The following is a 14,332-nucleotide window of genomic DNA, read 5'->3' as shown; positions in this document are numbered from 1 at the left end:
CTGCATGGCCTGCGGCGCGCTCTGCTGCGGCACGGCACCGCCGCCTGCGCCACCGGCTGCGCCCGGCATGGTGCTCTGCTGGTTCGCCGCCATCGCGGCGCGCAGAGTGGCTGCCAGCCGCACCGCATCGGCGTTCTTCAGGTAGACCACGTAGATGTTGCCGGCCGCGCCGTTGCTGCTTTCGCTGGGAGCGCGGTCGAGCTTGTCGACCAGCGTGCGCACCAGCGCCACGCGCGCCGGATTGGCCGCGCGCAGGATCAATGAGTTGCTGCGCGGATCGGCCAGCAGCGTGGTGCGGAACGAGGCATCCGTCGCCCCGGGTGCTGCGCCGCCCGGGGCGGCGGCACTGCCGCCGTCGACCAGGCGCTGCACCAGCGGCACCATGTCGGTGGCGACCGAGTGCTTGAGCTGGATGACTTCGATGTCGGACGCGTTCGGCACGTCGAGCGAGGCGATGATGCGCGCCAGCCGGCGCATGTTGTCGGCGTAGTCGGTGATCACGAGCGAGTTGTTGCCCGGGTTCACGTTGATGGTGTTGTTCGGCGGAATCAGCGGGCGCAGCACCGGCAGCAGGTTGTTCGGCGACTCGTAGTTGAGGCGGAAGATCTGCGTGACGATCTGGTTGCTGCCGCTCGACGCGGTGGCGCTGATGGATGTGTTGACGGTGCTGCTCTGCAGCTTGGCGTCGGCCTCGGGCACCACCTTGTAGAGGCCGTCGGCCTCGACCACCGCGAAGCCCTGCAGGCGCAGTGCCGAGGCGAACTGGTTGAAGGCGGCGGCCGGCTGGATCGCGCGGTCGGTGACCAGGTTCATCGTGCCCTTGACGCGCGGGTCGACCACCACGTCGCGGCCCGTGACCACCGCCATGGTGCGGGCCACGGCCTCGATGTCGGCATTGGCGAAGTTCAGCGTGATCGGCTCGCCGCGGCGCGGCGCGTCGCCGGTCTGCGCGAACGCGGCGGGCGCGCCTTGCAGGAACGTGGCGGCGATCAGCACGCGCACGGCGAGTGCGACGGTGCCGGTCGAAAACAGTGGCTTCATCATGAGGGTCAACCCAGGGTGATGATCGAACGTGCGTTGACGCGCCGTCCGATGATGTTCAACAAATTGGAAAGCGCGTCTTCGCGGCCGGGTGCGGCACTGGCTTCGCCGTTGAAGCGGAAGGACGTGCCGCTCCAGCTGCCGCTGCCGTTCAGTTCGAGGCTGCCCTCGCGCGTGCTCAGCAGCAGCGTGGGACGGGGGCCGCCTTCGAGCGTGAGCCGGTAGCTGCCCATCGGCCGCAGGGTCGACAGGCTGGAGGAGACGTCGGTCGCGTCGAGCGTGGCCTGCCCGGCGATGCGCAGCGCCGGCCCGTCCCACTGCATCGAGAAGGCCTTGGTGGAGAGATCGAGCGCACCTTCGAGCTTGAGCGTGTTCCAGGGCGCACCCAGGCCGGTGAGCAGGGTGGCGGGCCAGCGCGAGCGGCTGTCCTGCCATGCCAGCTGCATGCCCCCGGCGCGCGGGCTGGCCTTGAGTTCGAGCGGCTGCTCGGCGCAGCAGGGCAGGTCGAGGCTGGCGGAAATGCCGCTCCAGCCCGGGCGCATGCGCCAGTGCAGCAGGCCGGGCAGCGACACCGCCTGGGTGCCGCCGGCGCCGCTGGCGAGCACCACCGCGGCCGTGCCGTTCCAGACGGTGCCGCGCGGGTTGGCCAGCACGAGGCGGCCATGGCTCCAGTTCGACAATGCCGCCGACAGCCAGCGCGCCGGCGCGAACAGCGCCACCGCCAGCAGCGCGCCCATCGCGAGGCCGAGCAGGGCCCAGCGCCAGCCGCGGCGCGGCCGGGGTTCGGAGATCGGGGGGCGGGTCAGCATGCGGGCTTGCTGTTGCTGCTCATCGTGCCGCGGGCAGCGCCATGACGATGGTGCCGTCCCAGCGGACCTGCGGCGTCGTCGGCGCATCCTTGCCACCGGATGGCGGCGGTGGCGCGGCGGCGGGGGCGCGCGTCAGGTGGACTTCGCGCGGCACTGCATGCGCGTTGCCGCGGGCCTGGCCGAGCCATTGGGCGACGCTGGCCGCGGGCGCCGCGCGCAGCGAGACGGTGGCGGCGCCGTCGCCGCCGGCCGTCATGAGCTGCGCGTTGCCGGCGCCGAGGCTGTCGCGCACCGAGGCCTCGAGCGCGCGCAGCGCGTCATCGCGGTTCAGGCGCGGCTGCGACTGCAGCGCCTTCGCGCGGTCCTGCAGGGTGGCCATCTGCTGCAGCTGCGCGTCGAGCTGCGCGTGTTCGGCCGGTGCCGCGGCCAGTGTGCGCAGCGCGGGCGCGAGCACGATCCACCACAGCAATGCCAGCGCCACGAGCGCGGCGGCGGCGGCGACCATGCGGCGCTCGCGCGCTTCGAGGGTGGCCCAGCGGGCCTTGAGCTGTTCGCTGAAATTCATCGGGCGGCCTCGGCCTGTGCCTGCACGAGCAGCAGGTCGCCTTCGGTGCGCACGTTGTAGCCGCGCGGCGCCATGGCATGGGTGATCTGCGACACCTCCGAGGGCTGCAGCCCGAGGCCGCGCAGGCGCAATTGGCCGGCGCTGAAGTCGACGGCGCTCGGCACCTTGCCGGGCGGGAGGGCGGCGGCGAGCGCGCCGACCATGGGTTCGAAGTCGCTGCCCGCCACGTCGCCCACGGCCTGCTGCAGCGCGGCGACTTCGCGCTGCATCTGAAGCGGCGCGTCGACCACGATCTTCACCGAGGGGAAGGTCTGGGTCAGCATGGTCTTGGCGGCCTGGCGTTTCGATTCGAGCGCATTGCGCTCCTTCCAGGCCCAGGCGTTGAGGCCGATCAATTGGGTGAGCAGCAACACGACAACGCCCCAGCGCGCGGCGCGCCACTCGGGCGCATAGCGCAGTGTTTGCAGGACCGACGCGAATTTCTTGCCGGCGCGCGCGCGGCCGGTCGCGGCGAGGTCGAACTGTGCGAGCTCCCAGGGCGTGCGCGCGGCCTGCAGCCAGCGCTGTGGCGATTGAACGATGGGCACGCGGCGTTCGAGCAACTGCTCGGCTGCTTCGGCCACGGCGGGCTCGGTGGTGATGACGGCGGTGTCCAGCGGCAGGCCGCCAGACAGCGCCAGCCCCGCGCCGGCCAGCGGCAGCGAGACCACGCCGTCGGCATCGCACACCGTGAGCTGCGGCGCCTCGGGCTCGCCCGTGACCAGCAGCAGCGGCGGGCCGTCGGCCGGCTGCGGCGCGAATTCGGGAACGATGCGCACCACGCGCCGGCCGGCTGCTTCGAGCCCTTGCACGACGCTGCGCAGCCAGATGCGGTTGCAGGCCGCAACCCACACGGGCGCGCCGGCCTTGGCGTCGGGTTCGAGCGCGAAGTGCAGGACCTCGGGTTCGTCGAGCAGGTGTTCTTCGAGCAGGCCGTCGAGCACCGCGCGCAGCTTCGATGCGCTGCCCATGCTGCCCTTGGGCAGCGTGACGCGGTGCCACGAGAGCGCGGCGGAAGGAATGCCGAGCATGACCTCCGCGCCCGAGGGCAGCAGGGCCAGCAACGCGCGGCCCTGGCTGCGCAACGCAATGCCGTCGTCGCCTGCCTGGGCCCAGTCGTACTCGCCCGCGGCATCGGCCGGGGGGAGGGGGGCAATGAGCAGCAGGGGGGTCATGTGGGTCTTGGAAAAGCCGGTGATTGTAGGTGGGGCCGACAGGTTGGTGCTCTTGTTTCGATAGCGTGTCGCGCAGGTGTGACGCGTGTCGGAAGGCTTTTTGTCTACAAGTAGTGCATTGAAATCAGGGTTTGACCGGGGTGTTCGTTGCGCCGGCGCCGCGGGTGCGCCAGATCGTCGTCACCGTGACACCGCTGCGCTGTAGAAGCGAGCGCTCCTCGACGTAGGTGCGGTCGAGCCGCAGCTTGCCGTAGACCTCGAAATACTGCGTGCCCACGCCGTGCTGCGCCGCGTTGAAGGGCGCGCTGCCGCTGGGCAGCGCGGCGTTGGCGGCGGCGATGTCCTTGAAGAAGGCGCGCGCGCGGCGCTCCACCAGCTGGCGCGCGCTGGCGATGTTGAGCGACTCCATGCTGGCGCTGATGGCCTCGGCGCTCGCGGTGTTGAGGTTGAGCGTGGTCTTCACCGGCAGGATCGTCACGTACGGTTCGAGCGCGGCGGCGGTCGAGGACGACAGGCCGACCCACACCAGTTGCGAGACCTGTTGCGGCATCAGCGGCGCGGCGCCGGAATCGCCGCTGCTGCCGTCGGTCGCGGTGCCCATGGCAAGGGCCGCCGCGAGGCCTGTGGTCATCTGGCTCAACTCCGACGCCGGCAGGCCCAGCAGGTTGAACAACCGGGTGAAGGTGGCAACGCTCGCGGGCACCGGCTTGCCGTTATCGACCAGCGAGAGCACGTTGAGCTTGGACTGCGCGTCGACGATGCGGCCCGAGAGAAAGGCGTCGGGCAACCCTTCGAGGCTGTCGCTCGACACGTTCTTGTCGGCGGACAGGAAGCTCGTGAGCCGTGCTTCCTCGAGCGGTACGGCCCAGGGCTCCGCCAGGTGGTCGGGGCCGCCGGTGCGGCCGTCTTCGCCGAGGATCAGGCGCGACCAGTCGAGCGCGCCGACCAGCACCCAGGCGGCCTGCACGCGTGCGCGCTCGGCGCCTTCGACTTCGGCAGAGCGCCATTGCTGCCACAGTGCCGCGGCGGCGAAGGTGGCCACCAGCATCACGGTCAGCATCGCGGCGAGCAGGGCGGCGCCGGCCTGGTGCTTTTTCTTGTTCGCTGCCGTCATGACGATTTCGGCGCCCCCACGGTCGGCCTGACCCAGTCGCGCGTGAGCGTGCCCGCGAGGCCGTCGCCGGGCGGCAGCGTGATGACGAGGCGCACACCGTCCGGCATGGCGACGACGGGGCCCGCGGGGTTGTTGGGGTTGGGCGCGGCGGTGGGCAGCTGGCCGGCAGGCGCCCAGACGTTGTCGCGGAAGTAGTAGAGCTGCCAGCTGCTGGCCGGCACCAGCGGCACGTCGTTGTAGCCGCCCGAACCCGAGCCGCCGTCCTGCGCCCAGGCGGCCGCGAGGTTCCAGGCCTGCTGCCAATCGCCGCGCGTGGTGAAGGGCTGCGACTGCCAGCGCCGCCAGCGCACGCCGTCGGGGCCGGACTTCAGCGTCCAGGCCACCACCTGCACCGATGGCGCCGCATCGTCGCTGCCGCGGCGCGTGAGCCGCAGCGCGCGGCCGTCCCAGTCGATCGGACGGGTCTGCGCGAGCGGGGTCACGGCATCGAGGTCGGCGCCCCACTGCGCGAGCGTGGCCTGCAGTGTGAGGACGGCGTCGGCGCGCTGCTGGTTCTGCAGGGTGGCGCGCGACATGCTGTCGAGCCCGCGCCAGCTCACGAGCGAGAGCAGCGCCATCACGGCGATGGCAACGAGCAGCTCGATCAGCGTGAAGCCGCGCGGTGCGGTGGCTTTGGCGCGTTGCATCAGTAGCGGCCCACCACGGTGGAGATGCGCAGGATCGGCGCGTCGGCTTCGTCGCGCACCTGCACGTCGACACGGCGGAAATTCGGGTTCAGCGTGGCGACGGTCGAGGTCGTCACGTTGAACGTGACGCCGGCCTGCAGGCAGATCGACCCGGAGTCGCCGATCGCCGGCATCTGCCGCGAGAGGCGAGCCTTGGCGAGTTCGTTCTCGGCGCACAGGTCGGCCAGCACGAGGTCGGACTGGCGCTGCGCATTGCGCGTGAGCGACATGGTGGCCTGCGAACCCGCGGCCAGTGCCAGCGCGACGATGCCGAGCGCGATCAGCACTTCGATCAGCGTGAAGCCGCCTGCGCGCGGGGACGAAGCAGGGTGCCGCGAGCTCATTGCACCGCCGAGACGGTGAAGGGGCGAACCCCGTCGGTCGCGATGCGCAGCGCGCGTGCGGGCGGTCCGGCGGAATGGAGCATGACCTGCTGCGCCGCAATGATCGGATCGGGCCCGAGTTGCAGCGCCGGAACCGGCGTGCCGTTGGAAAGCGCGGCCTGTGCAGTGATGCCCTCGGCGGCCCATCCGCTGGGCAGCGCACCCGGCGGAAGGCCGTCGAACACGAAGCTGCCTTCGACTGGCCGCCACCTCACCACGATGCCGCTGGCGCGCGATTGGGCACGGGCCGATTCGAGCAGGGCGGCGAGCCGGTCGGCCTCGCGGTCGAGCTTGGCGGCGCTGGTGTCGCGAATCGCGAAGCTCACGGCGGCAGTGGCCATCGCGATGATGGCGATCACCACGATCAGCTCCAGCAGCGTGAAGCCGCAGGCCGGGCGGGTGTGGCGGCGTGGGAACCGGTTGCGGCGCGGCGCGCCAGTGCCGCTATTGCCAGCTGCCGATGTCGGCATTCTTGCCCTCGCCGCCGCTCTGGCCGTCGGCGCCGAAAGAGAGCACGTCGATCTCGCCCTTGATGCCCGGGTTCATGTACTGGTACGGATGGCCCCAGGGGTCGTTGGGCAGCTTCTCCACGTAAGGCTTCCAGTTGGGGGCAGCGGGGCCCGTGGTCGGACGCGTGAGCAGCGCCTGCAGTCCCTGCTCGGCGGTGGGGTAGCGCTGGTTGTCCAGGCGGTAGAGCTTGAGCGCCTGCATCAGGTTGTTGATGTCGGTCCGGGCGGCCGTCACGCGCGCGTCGTCGGCGCGCTCGATCACGTTCGGCACGATCAGCGCCGCCAGCACGCCGATGATGACCAGCACCACCATCAATTCGATCAGCGTGAAGCCGCGTTGGGCGGTGCGGGTGGCGGCTCGAAGGAGTTTGTTCATAGGTTGGGCGGACATGATTCGGAAGGCGCGCTGCATGATAATCCGCGCCCATGACAAGTCCTTACTCCGCCGCCCGCTGGCATGCCCCACTTGCTACGACCGGGCTTTGGGCGTTGGCGGCCGGCGCTGCCGTGTTCTGGGCGCTGCGCCTGGCTTCGCCGGCGCAGGCCGTGGCAGCGGCGGCGACGATGCCGCGGCCTTCGGTGGCGGCCGATTCGGATTCGGTGGCACGGCTGCTGGGCGTGCTGCCCGCGTCCCGTACGGCAGCGGTGGCGCCCGAGGCGGCCAGCCGTTTCGCCCTGTCGGGCGTGGTGGCAGACCCTTCGCAGCAGGGCGCCGCGCTGATCTCCATCGACGGCAAGCCGCCGCGGCCGTTCCGTGTCGGCTCGGCGGTCGGCGACAACTATGTGCTGCAGTCGGTGGGCCTGCGCTCGGCGACCATCGGCGCACGGGCCGACGGGCCGGCGGCATTCACGCTGCAACTGCCGGTGCGTGCGCCGATCAGCGTTTCCAGCCCGGGGTTGCCGGCGGTGCCGATGGCTCTGCCGGCCGGGCCTCTGCCCGCGACGATGCCGGCCGTGGTGGCCCCACCGCAATTGCAGCAGCAGCCACAGCAGCCGGTTGGCCCGCTGCAGCAGCCTGCAGCGATGGCGCCGCCGCAGCAGGCGCCCGCGCAGTAGCTTTTTCAGGCCTGCAGGAACAGGCGGTACGCGGGGTTGGCCGTTTCCTCGACGTAGGGATAGCCTAGCGTTTCGAGGAAGGCGTCGAACTCGGTGGCTTCGCCGGACGGCACCTGCAGGCCCACGAGGATGCGGCCATAGTCGGCGCCCTGGTTGCGGTAGTGGAACAGGCTGATGTTCCAGTTCGGCCGCATCAGGCTCAGGAACTTGAGCAGCGCACCGGGACGCTCGGGAAACACGAAGCGCAGCAGGCGCTCGTCGTGCGCAAGGCCGGTGCGTCCGCCCACGAGGTGCCGTAGATGTTCCTTCGCGAGTTCGTCGTGCGTGAGGTCGAGCGCGTCGAAGCCGTGCTCGTTGAAGGTCCGTGCGATGACGGCCGACTCTCCGCGCGCCGAGGTCGTGAGGCCGACGAACACGTGCGCCTTGGCCGCGTCGCTGATGCGGTAGTTGAACTCGGTCACGTTGCGCGGTGCGCCAGCGCCGCCCAACGCAGCTTCGGCATCGCTCGCGGGCATCTCGCCGACCAGTTCGCAGAAGCGGCGGAAGCTGCCGCGCTCCTCGGGAATGGTGACGGCGAACAGCGCCTCGCGTTCTTCGCCGACCTCGGCGCGCTCCGCGACGAAACGCAGCCGGTCGAAGTTCATGTTGGCGCCGCACAGGATGGCCGCGTAGGTCTCGCCGTGGCGGCCGTGCTGCGCAACGTACTCTTTGATGGCCGCGACCGCCAATGCACCCGCCGGTTCGACGATGCTGCGCGTGTCCACGAAGACGTCCTTGATGGCGGCGCACACGGCATCGGTGTCGACCGCGATGTATTCGTCGACCAGTTCGCTGGCGATGCGGAAGGTTTCCTCGCCGACCAGCTTGACGGCCGTGCCGTCCGAGAACAGGCCGACGTCGGGCAGGTTCACGCGCTGGTGCGCGGCGACCGATTGCATCATCGCGTCGGAGTCGTTCATCTGCACGCCGATCACCTTGATCTCGGGACGCACGGCCTTGATGTAGTTGGCCACGCCGGAGATCAGGCCGCCTCCGCCGATCGCGACGAACACGGCATCGAGCGGGCCCTGGTGCTGTCGCAGGATTTCCATTGCGATGGTGCCCTGGCCGGCAATGACGTCGGGGTCATCGAAGGGATGAACGAAGGTCAGGTTTTGCTGTGCCTGCAATTCGAGCGCGTGCAGATAGGCATCCGAATAGCTGTCGCCGTGCAGCACGATTTCGCCGCCGAAGCCGCGCACCGCATCGATCTTCAATTTGGGCGTGGTCACCGGCATCACGATCACCGCGCGCGTGCCGAGCTTGCGTGCACCCAATGCAACGCCTTGCGCGTGATTGCCGGCCGATGCGCAAATAACGCCGCTCGCCAATTGCGCAGCACTCAGGTGCGCCATCTTGTTATAGGCGCCGCGCAGCTTGAAGCTGAAGACCGGCTGCTGGTCTTCGCGCTTGAGCAGCACGGTGTTGCCCAGCCGTTCGCTGAGCGCGCGCGCTTTCTCAAGTGCGGACTCGACGGCAACGTCGTAGACCCGGGCGTTGAGAATTTTTCTGAGATAGTCGGCGGGCGTCAGCGCCGGATTAACAGGTGCATTGCGCACGGTTTTTTCCAAGGGAGTTTTCATTTGCTAACTGTCGATGATAAGAGGCATCGGGATTGCATGCGGGCATGACATGGACACAAATGTCATAAACCTCTTCAGCAACGCTCCAGCCGCAAATGATTCAGGTTTTTTTGGACGCACCTGTCCACCGGCTCCGGCAGCCGCCAATCAGTTCACAATTGAAAAAAATCTGTTATCAATTTCTGTCAGTGATCTTTCGAAAGGGTTGATGCAGGCCGAGGCTGCGCGGGTTCGGCGAAACGAAATCGGCCGCCCCACGTGGCAGGTGATGGGCAACAGATTGCGTGCGCACATCGTTCCGCTGCTGGGTGATGTGCCGGCGCAGTCGTTTGCAACGTCCGACGCACAACGCTTGATCGATCGCCTCGGAGAACGGGGCTTCAGCAGCACGACGATTGCGCAGTACCTCGTGCTTTTGCGCAAAGTGGTGATGCATGGCGTGCACATCGGCGTGCTTCGCGATGTGCCCGCATTTCCGAAGGTCAAGGTGCGCAGCCAGCCGCGCGGCAGCTTCAGCGTTGCGGAGTACCGGGCGATCACCAGGACCGCGCGCAGCTTGCGCGGGCACGCGCATCCGGTGCTCGACCAGCTTGCGGCCGGCGAACGCTTCTGGATTGCGCGCGAACTGCTCGCCATGCCCGACGAGCTGCCCTGGCTGATCCGCTGGATGGTGAATACCTTCGTGCGTCCGAGCGACATCAAGCTCATGAAGCACAAGCACATCGAGATCGTTCGGAGCAAGCACGTCTATTTGCGCATGAACCTGCCGGAGACCAAGCGGCACAGCCAGCCGATCGTGAGCCTGCGGCCGGCGGTGCGGGTCTACGAATGCTTGCTCGCTCATCGCCGCGAACATGGCTTCGGCGCGGCGGACGACTATCTCTTCCTGCCGCAGTTGAAGAACCGCGAGCACGCGCTGGCCGTGCTCAACTTTCTTTTCCATTGGGTGCTCGAGGAGAGCGGCCTTGAAAAAGGACCGCTGGGTCAGTCGAGGACGCTCTACTGCCTGCGCCATACCGCCATCACGCTGCGGCTGTTGTACGGCCAGGGAATCGACATGCTGACCTTGGCACGCAATGCGCGAACGAGCGTCAACATGGTTGAACGTTTCTACGCTTCGGTTCTGAGCGGAGAAATGAATGTGGGGCTGCTGCAAAGCAGACGCGGCCGCGCGAGTTGAGAAGAAAAGCAAAAAAACCGCCCGGCATGAGCTGGGCGGCTTGACACTGAATTGACTCGAACTGGCTGCTGCCAGCATCGGGATCAGACTCTGTCAAAAGGCGTGGCGAATGCCGAAGTCGTAGCCGGTCGAGGTCTTCGGGGTGAAGACGTTGGCTGCGTTGTTGTAGAAGACCGGGCCGCCAACCGTGTAGCCAGCACCGTTCTTGTTGCTGACACGAGCGATCGTTGCGTACAGGGCCGTGCGCTTCGACAGGTTGTGCACGTAGCCGAGTGCCAGCTTGTTGGCCTTCTTGTCCGGTGTGTCGAAGTACGGATTGTTATCGTCCGTCTTGTACTTCACGGCCGAATACGATGCACGAATCAGGCCGGCACCCACGGGGGCCGTCACACCCACCAGCCAGCCGTTGAGCTTGTCCGATGCCATCGCAGCCGGCCGGACGAAGAAGTCGCCGTCGATATCGGTCTTCCGCTTGGCTCGAGACAATTCGCCGAAGAGCTTCACGGGGCCGAAGTCATACGAAGCGCCGAGGTTGAAGGTGTTGACCTTGGTGGTCGTGCCGGCGTAGTAGTCGTCGCCCACGGTGCTGCTGCCGTAGGCGGCTGCAACGTCCAGGGGGCCGTTTGCGTAGCCGAAACGTCCACCGACATAGCGACCGGTGCGCGAATTGTTAGCCGCATGAGGCGTAGCCAAGCCAGGGCTGTACTTGTCCTTCTCATGGAAGGCGTACTGCAATTGGCCATAGAAACCACCCAGGTTCGACGGCAGGAAGTAGCCGATGGAATTGCCGGTGCGGGTCGGGTTGCCAAAAGCGCCGGTGGCCGTTTGGATCAGGTTGGTGCCGACGCCGCTGGCGCCGAACGGGTCGAACACGCTGTTGTTCCAGAACGTCGGGGTGTAGTCGCGGCCGAGGCGGACTTCACCGAAACCGCCCGACAGGCTCACGGTCGAACGGCGAGAGAAGGTTGCAACACCTTCCGAGCCGTCGTCGTTCTTGATCGGAGCTTCGAGCCAGAAGCTGGCCGCCAGGCCGCCGCCGAGGTCTTCCGTGCCACGGAAGCCCAGTTTGCTGGAGTTGTAGGCCGAGTTGGCCAGTTCGCGGCGGCTGACCCTGACGCTGCCCTGGTTCAGGTAGAACGGGTTGTAAGCGACTGGGAAGCCGAGGGCGTTGTACGTCACGCCGTTGTTCAGGTCGCGTGAGCTGTTCGAGTAGCCGCTGATCGACGCGTCGACCACACCAAACAGCGTGACGGACGATTGGGCCGAGGCAACACCGGCAACAGCCAGGGCAGCCAGAGCAACTACCCTTTCGGCGCGAAAACTAGAGTGGCGCCGAGCCGGCCAGGGGCTGAAAAGAAAAAAGCCCCGAGCTTTGCAGCTCGGGGCTAAATCCACCAATTGGAAGGGTGGAGGAGACAACTGGGTGCGCACAACCAAGTGCGCAATGAAATAAAGTATATCTATTGTTTGTTGCGTTGCAACAAGCGAGTGATGCTTTTCCCACACACAAAGGGAGGCCGGCGTGTATTTTTGCCCGGCATCTCAGACTTGGAACCCCGAAAACCATGGAATGCACAGTGAGTTGGACCGGCGACGCAGGCACGCGATCGGCCATGGGCTTCGTTGCCGAGACAGGCAGCGGCCACGTCCTGATGATGGACGGCGCCCCCGATGCCGCGAAACCCGAGAACGGCGGGCAGAACCTCGCCGCGCGGCCGATGGAGACCGTTCTTGCCGGCACCGGCGGATGCACCGCCTACGACGTCGTGCTGATACTGAAGCGCGGACGCCATCGCGTCGAGCGCTGCAGCGTCAAGCTCACCAGCGAGCGCGCGGAAAAGGATCCCAAGGTCTTTACGAAGATCCATATGCACTTCACTGTGGCGGGCAAGGGAATTCCGGCCTCCGCCGTGGAACGCGCAATTGCACTGAGCCACGAAACCTACTGCTCTGCCAGCATCATGCTGGCGAAGACTGCCGAGATCACTACCAGTTTCGATCTGATCGAAACTTGAGCGAATGGCCTAGATGCGGTGCGCTACCGTGGTCATCACGCGGGAAGCCACACGCATCAGGGCCTTGGCTGGCGCGGGGAGTTCCGCTGCGCCGGCGTCGACAGCCTGTGACGCGTGGCGGGCTTCGTCGAGCTTCATCTGCTCGACCACTGCCTTGGAGGCGCTGTCTGCGGGCGGGAGGCGGCCAAGGTGGCTTTCCAGGTGGGCTTCTACCTGACGCTCGGTTTCCGCAACGAACCCCAGGCTCAGCGGGTCCCCGAGACGGCCCGCAACCAAGCCGAACCCGAAGGCGCCCGCATACCAGAGAGGATTCAGGAGCGACGGGCGTGCGCCCAGTTCGTCCAGACGCTGTCGGGTCCAGGCCAGATGATCGGTTTCCTCGTGCGCCGCCTCGATGAAATGGGCGCGCAGCGCAGGGTCGCGCGCCACGGCCGCCTGGGCCGTGTAAAGCGCCTGTGCACAGACTTCGCCGACGTGGTTCACCCGCATCAGCGCGCCGGCCTCCCGGCGTTCCGCTTCACTCAATTCGCTGGGCGCCAATGAGGGGGCGGGCGTCGCCCGCGTGGCATGGGGGCGCGCGAAAAGGGTGCGCAACGCCGCGTCTGCCGCGGCCAGGACGGAGTCGGTCATGAGTGTCATGCGCCTATTTGAACGCACATGCGAAATGCCATGCGGAAGCCTTGTCACATTTCACATGGTGGTGCGTGCCAAGGCCTAAGTCCTTTGTTGCAGGCGTGCAACGAAACGCGCGGGCCATCCAAGATTTCGGGCGAATTGTTTTGCCCTGCCGCATCGGCTCTGGTGCAATAGCATCAACTTCCCAAAAGGAGGTTGGCCCGGGGTCCGGTGGGAGCACAAAAGTGCCAGTCACGGTGAGCCCTTCGCACCGGAGCCCTATGTTTAACCTTGGAGAAACTTGCAATGAAAAAATCTCTAGTTGCTCTGGCTGCCCTGGCTGTTGCCGGTGTTGCCTCGGCTCAGTCGTCCGTCACGCTGTTTGGTGTGGTCGACGCGTCGATCAGCGGCTACTCGAACACCGCCCGCGACAACCGCGCGACCGTGTTCCCCAACGCTTTCGGTATCCCCGTCTACCTGAACCAAGGTTCGGTCAAGACCAGCCGTCGCGAACTGGCTAACTCGGGTTACAACTCGAGCCGCATCGGCTTCCGTGGCACGGAAGACCTGGGCGGTGGCCTGGCAGCCAGCTTCTGGCTCGAAGCTCCGATCTCCAATGACGACGGCCAGCAAGGTATCGCGACGTTCGCTCGTCGTTCGACCGTGAGCCTGTCGGGTGGTTTCGGTGAAGTCCGCCTGGGTCGTGACTACACCCCGACGTTCTGGAACGACACCGTGTTCGATCCGTTCGGCACCAACGGCGTTGGCACCAACCTGGTTTCGACGGCCAACACCGCCTTCGGTGGCTTCGGTACGCCCGCAGCTTCGACCGGCGCGTTCACCAACGTGGGCAGCAGCAACTACGTTCGCGCCAGCAACTCGATCGGCTACTTCCTGCCGCCGAACCTGGGTGGTTTCTACGGCCAAGTGCAATACGCCCTGGCAGAGAAGACCAAGTACGACTCGGGCATCTTCACGCCTAACGTGCTCAACAGCCAGCGCCAAGGCCGTTACATCGGTGGCCGCTTCGGCTACGCAAACGGTCCTCTGGACGTTGCGCTGGCTTATGGCAGCAGCACCGTTGGCGACGACTACTACGTCGGCACGACCACCAAGGTCAACACCCTGAACCTGGGCGCTTCGTATGACTTCGGTCCCGTGAAGCTGTTCGGTGAAGTGTCGAAGGCCAAGAACAAGATCGACTACGAAGTGACCCCGCTGGCTGGCGGCCGTCCCGACATCGATCTGACCGGCTACCTGCTCGGCGTGACCGTGCCGGTCGGCGCTGGCCTGATCCGCGCTTCGTGGTCGCACGTCAAGCTGGACCAGAACCTGCCGAACAACCCGTTCGCTCTGAATACGCCTGATCCCAAGGCCAACAAGATCGCTCTGGGCTACGTGCACAACCTGTCGAAGCGCACGGCTCTGTACGCTACGATCGCTCGTGTCAGCAACAAGAACGGCGCTGGCTACACGGTTGGCGG

The 14,332-nt window shown here is 66.9% G+C and carries 16 protein-coding genes; 4 read left to right on the top strand and 12 right to left on the bottom strand.

The window, feature by feature from the left end; translation table 11 throughout:
* The 9 genes from PMI12_RS15520 to gspG form a co-directional block, all read right to left on the bottom strand.
* A partial coding sequence (locus tag PMI12_RS15520; protein ID WP_007834150.1) for a secretin N-terminal domain-containing protein occupies nt 1–1,044 on the bottom strand: 1,044 nt, incomplete at its 3' end.
* 5 nt (nt 1,045–1,049) lie between these two features.
* A complete protein-coding gene (gene gspN, locus PMI12_RS15515) occupies nt 1,050–1,850 on the bottom strand; it encodes a type II secretion system protein N (protein ID WP_007834149.1) in 801 nt (266 codons plus the stop codon).
* 19 nt (nt 1,851–1,869) lie between these two features.
* Nucleotides 1,870–2,415 (bottom strand): type II secretion system protein GspM, encoded by a 546-nt coding sequence (gene gspM / locus PMI12_RS15510; RefSeq protein WP_007834147.1) that lies wholly within the window; start codon nt 2,413–2,415, stop codon nt 1,870–1,872.
* Nucleotides 2,412–3,629 carry a type II secretion system protein GspL gene (gspL, locus tag PMI12_RS15505; protein WP_007834145.1) on the bottom strand — a complete coding sequence of 406 codons (1,218 nt, stop codon included), beginning with the start codon at nt 3,627–3,629 and terminating at the stop codon, nt 2,412–2,414. Before gspL ends, gspM begins: the two co-directional genes overlap by 4 nt.
* Nucleotides 3,630–3,753: 124 nt before the next feature.
* The gene (gene gspK / locus PMI12_RS15500) at nt 3,754–4,743 is read right to left on the bottom strand and encodes a type II secretion system minor pseudopilin GspK (RefSeq protein WP_007834142.1); all 990 of its coding nucleotides are present in this window, start codon (nt 4,741–4,743) and stop codon (nt 3,754–3,756) included.
* Nucleotides 4,740–5,429 (bottom strand): PulJ/GspJ family protein, encoded by a 690-nt coding sequence (locus PMI12_RS15495; protein ID WP_007834140.1) that lies wholly within the window; start codon nt 5,427–5,429, stop codon nt 4,740–4,742. The genes gspK and PMI12_RS15495 overlap by 4 nt, the downstream gene beginning before the upstream one ends.
* Nucleotides 5,429–5,812, bottom strand: coding sequence for a type II secretion system minor pseudopilin GspI (gspI, locus tag PMI12_RS15490; protein ID WP_007834138.1), 384 nt, complete (start codon nt 5,810–5,812; stop codon nt 5,429–5,431). The genes PMI12_RS15495 and gspI overlap by 1 nt, the downstream gene beginning before the upstream one ends.
* Nucleotides 5,809–6,321 (bottom strand): prepilin-type N-terminal cleavage/methylation domain-containing protein, encoded by a 513-nt coding sequence (locus PMI12_RS15485; protein WP_007834132.1) that lies wholly within the window; start codon nt 6,319–6,321, stop codon nt 5,809–5,811. The genes gspI and PMI12_RS15485 overlap by 4 nt, the downstream gene beginning before the upstream one ends.
* A complete protein-coding gene (gene gspG, locus PMI12_RS15480) occupies nt 6,296–6,736 on the bottom strand; it encodes a type II secretion system major pseudopilin GspG (RefSeq protein WP_042673496.1) in 441 nt (146 codons plus the stop codon). The genes PMI12_RS15485 and gspG overlap by 26 nt, the downstream gene beginning before the upstream one ends.
* Before the next feature lie 50 nt (nt 6,737–6,786).
* Between gspG and PMI12_RS15475 the strand changes: the two genes are divergently transcribed.
* Nucleotides 6,787–7,416, top strand: a complete 630-nt coding sequence (locus PMI12_RS15475; protein ID WP_007834127.1) for a type II secretion system protein N — start codon at nt 6,787–6,789, stop codon at nt 7,414–7,416.
* A 5-nt stretch (nt 7,417–7,421) separates the two neighbouring features.
* Here the strand turns inward: PMI12_RS15475 and ilvA are convergent, their stop codons facing one another.
* Complete coding sequence (gene ilvA, locus PMI12_RS15470) at nt 7,422–9,038, bottom strand: threonine ammonia-lyase, biosynthetic (protein ID WP_007834123.1); 1,617 nt, start codon at nt 9,036–9,038, stop codon at nt 7,422–7,424.
* A 49-nt stretch (nt 9,039–9,087) separates the two neighbouring features.
* On the opposite strand from ilvA, the gene PMI12_RS15465 reads away from it, so the two are divergent.
* Nucleotides 9,088–10,218: a hypothetical protein gene (locus tag PMI12_RS15465; RefSeq protein WP_042673494.1), complete on the top strand. Its 1,131-nt coding sequence runs from the start codon at nt 9,088–9,090 to the stop codon at nt 10,216–10,218.
* 93 nt (nt 10,219–10,311) lie between these two features.
* Here PMI12_RS15465 and PMI12_RS15460 read toward each other — a convergent pair whose 3' ends face one another.
* Complete coding sequence (locus PMI12_RS15460; protein ID WP_042673499.1) at nt 10,312–11,514, bottom strand: porin; 1,203 nt, start codon at nt 11,512–11,514, stop codon at nt 10,312–10,314.
* A 269-nt stretch (nt 11,515–11,783) separates the two neighbouring features.
* Between PMI12_RS15460 and PMI12_RS15455 the strand changes: the two genes are divergently transcribed.
* On the top strand, nt 11,784–12,233 hold the full coding sequence (locus tag PMI12_RS15455; RefSeq protein ID WP_007834112.1) for an OsmC family protein: 450 nt from the start codon (nt 11,784–11,786) through the stop codon (nt 12,231–12,233).
* A gap of 9 nt (nt 12,234–12,242) precedes the next feature.
* Here PMI12_RS15455 and coq7 read toward each other — a convergent pair whose 3' ends face one another.
* The gene (gene coq7 / locus PMI12_RS15450) at nt 12,243–12,872 is read right to left on the bottom strand and encodes a 2-polyprenyl-3-methyl-6-methoxy-1,4-benzoquinone monooxygenase (RefSeq protein ID WP_042673493.1); all 630 of its coding nucleotides are present in this window, start codon (nt 12,870–12,872) and stop codon (nt 12,243–12,245) included.
* A 282-nt stretch (nt 12,873–13,154) separates the two neighbouring features.
* Between coq7 and PMI12_RS15445 the strand changes: the two genes are divergently transcribed.
* Nucleotides 13,155–14,332 (top strand): porin (locus PMI12_RS15445; RefSeq protein WP_007834108.1); only part of this gene is annotated, 1,178 nt, incomplete at its 3' end.

This window comes from Variovorax sp. CF313 (genome assembly GCF_000282635.1).
Classification (GTDB): domain Bacteria; phylum Pseudomonadota; class Gammaproteobacteria; order Burkholderiales; family Burkholderiaceae_C; genus Variovorax.
The sequence above is the reverse complement of the archived record's forward strand: the minus strand, read 5'-3'. Positions and strand labels throughout refer to the sequence as shown.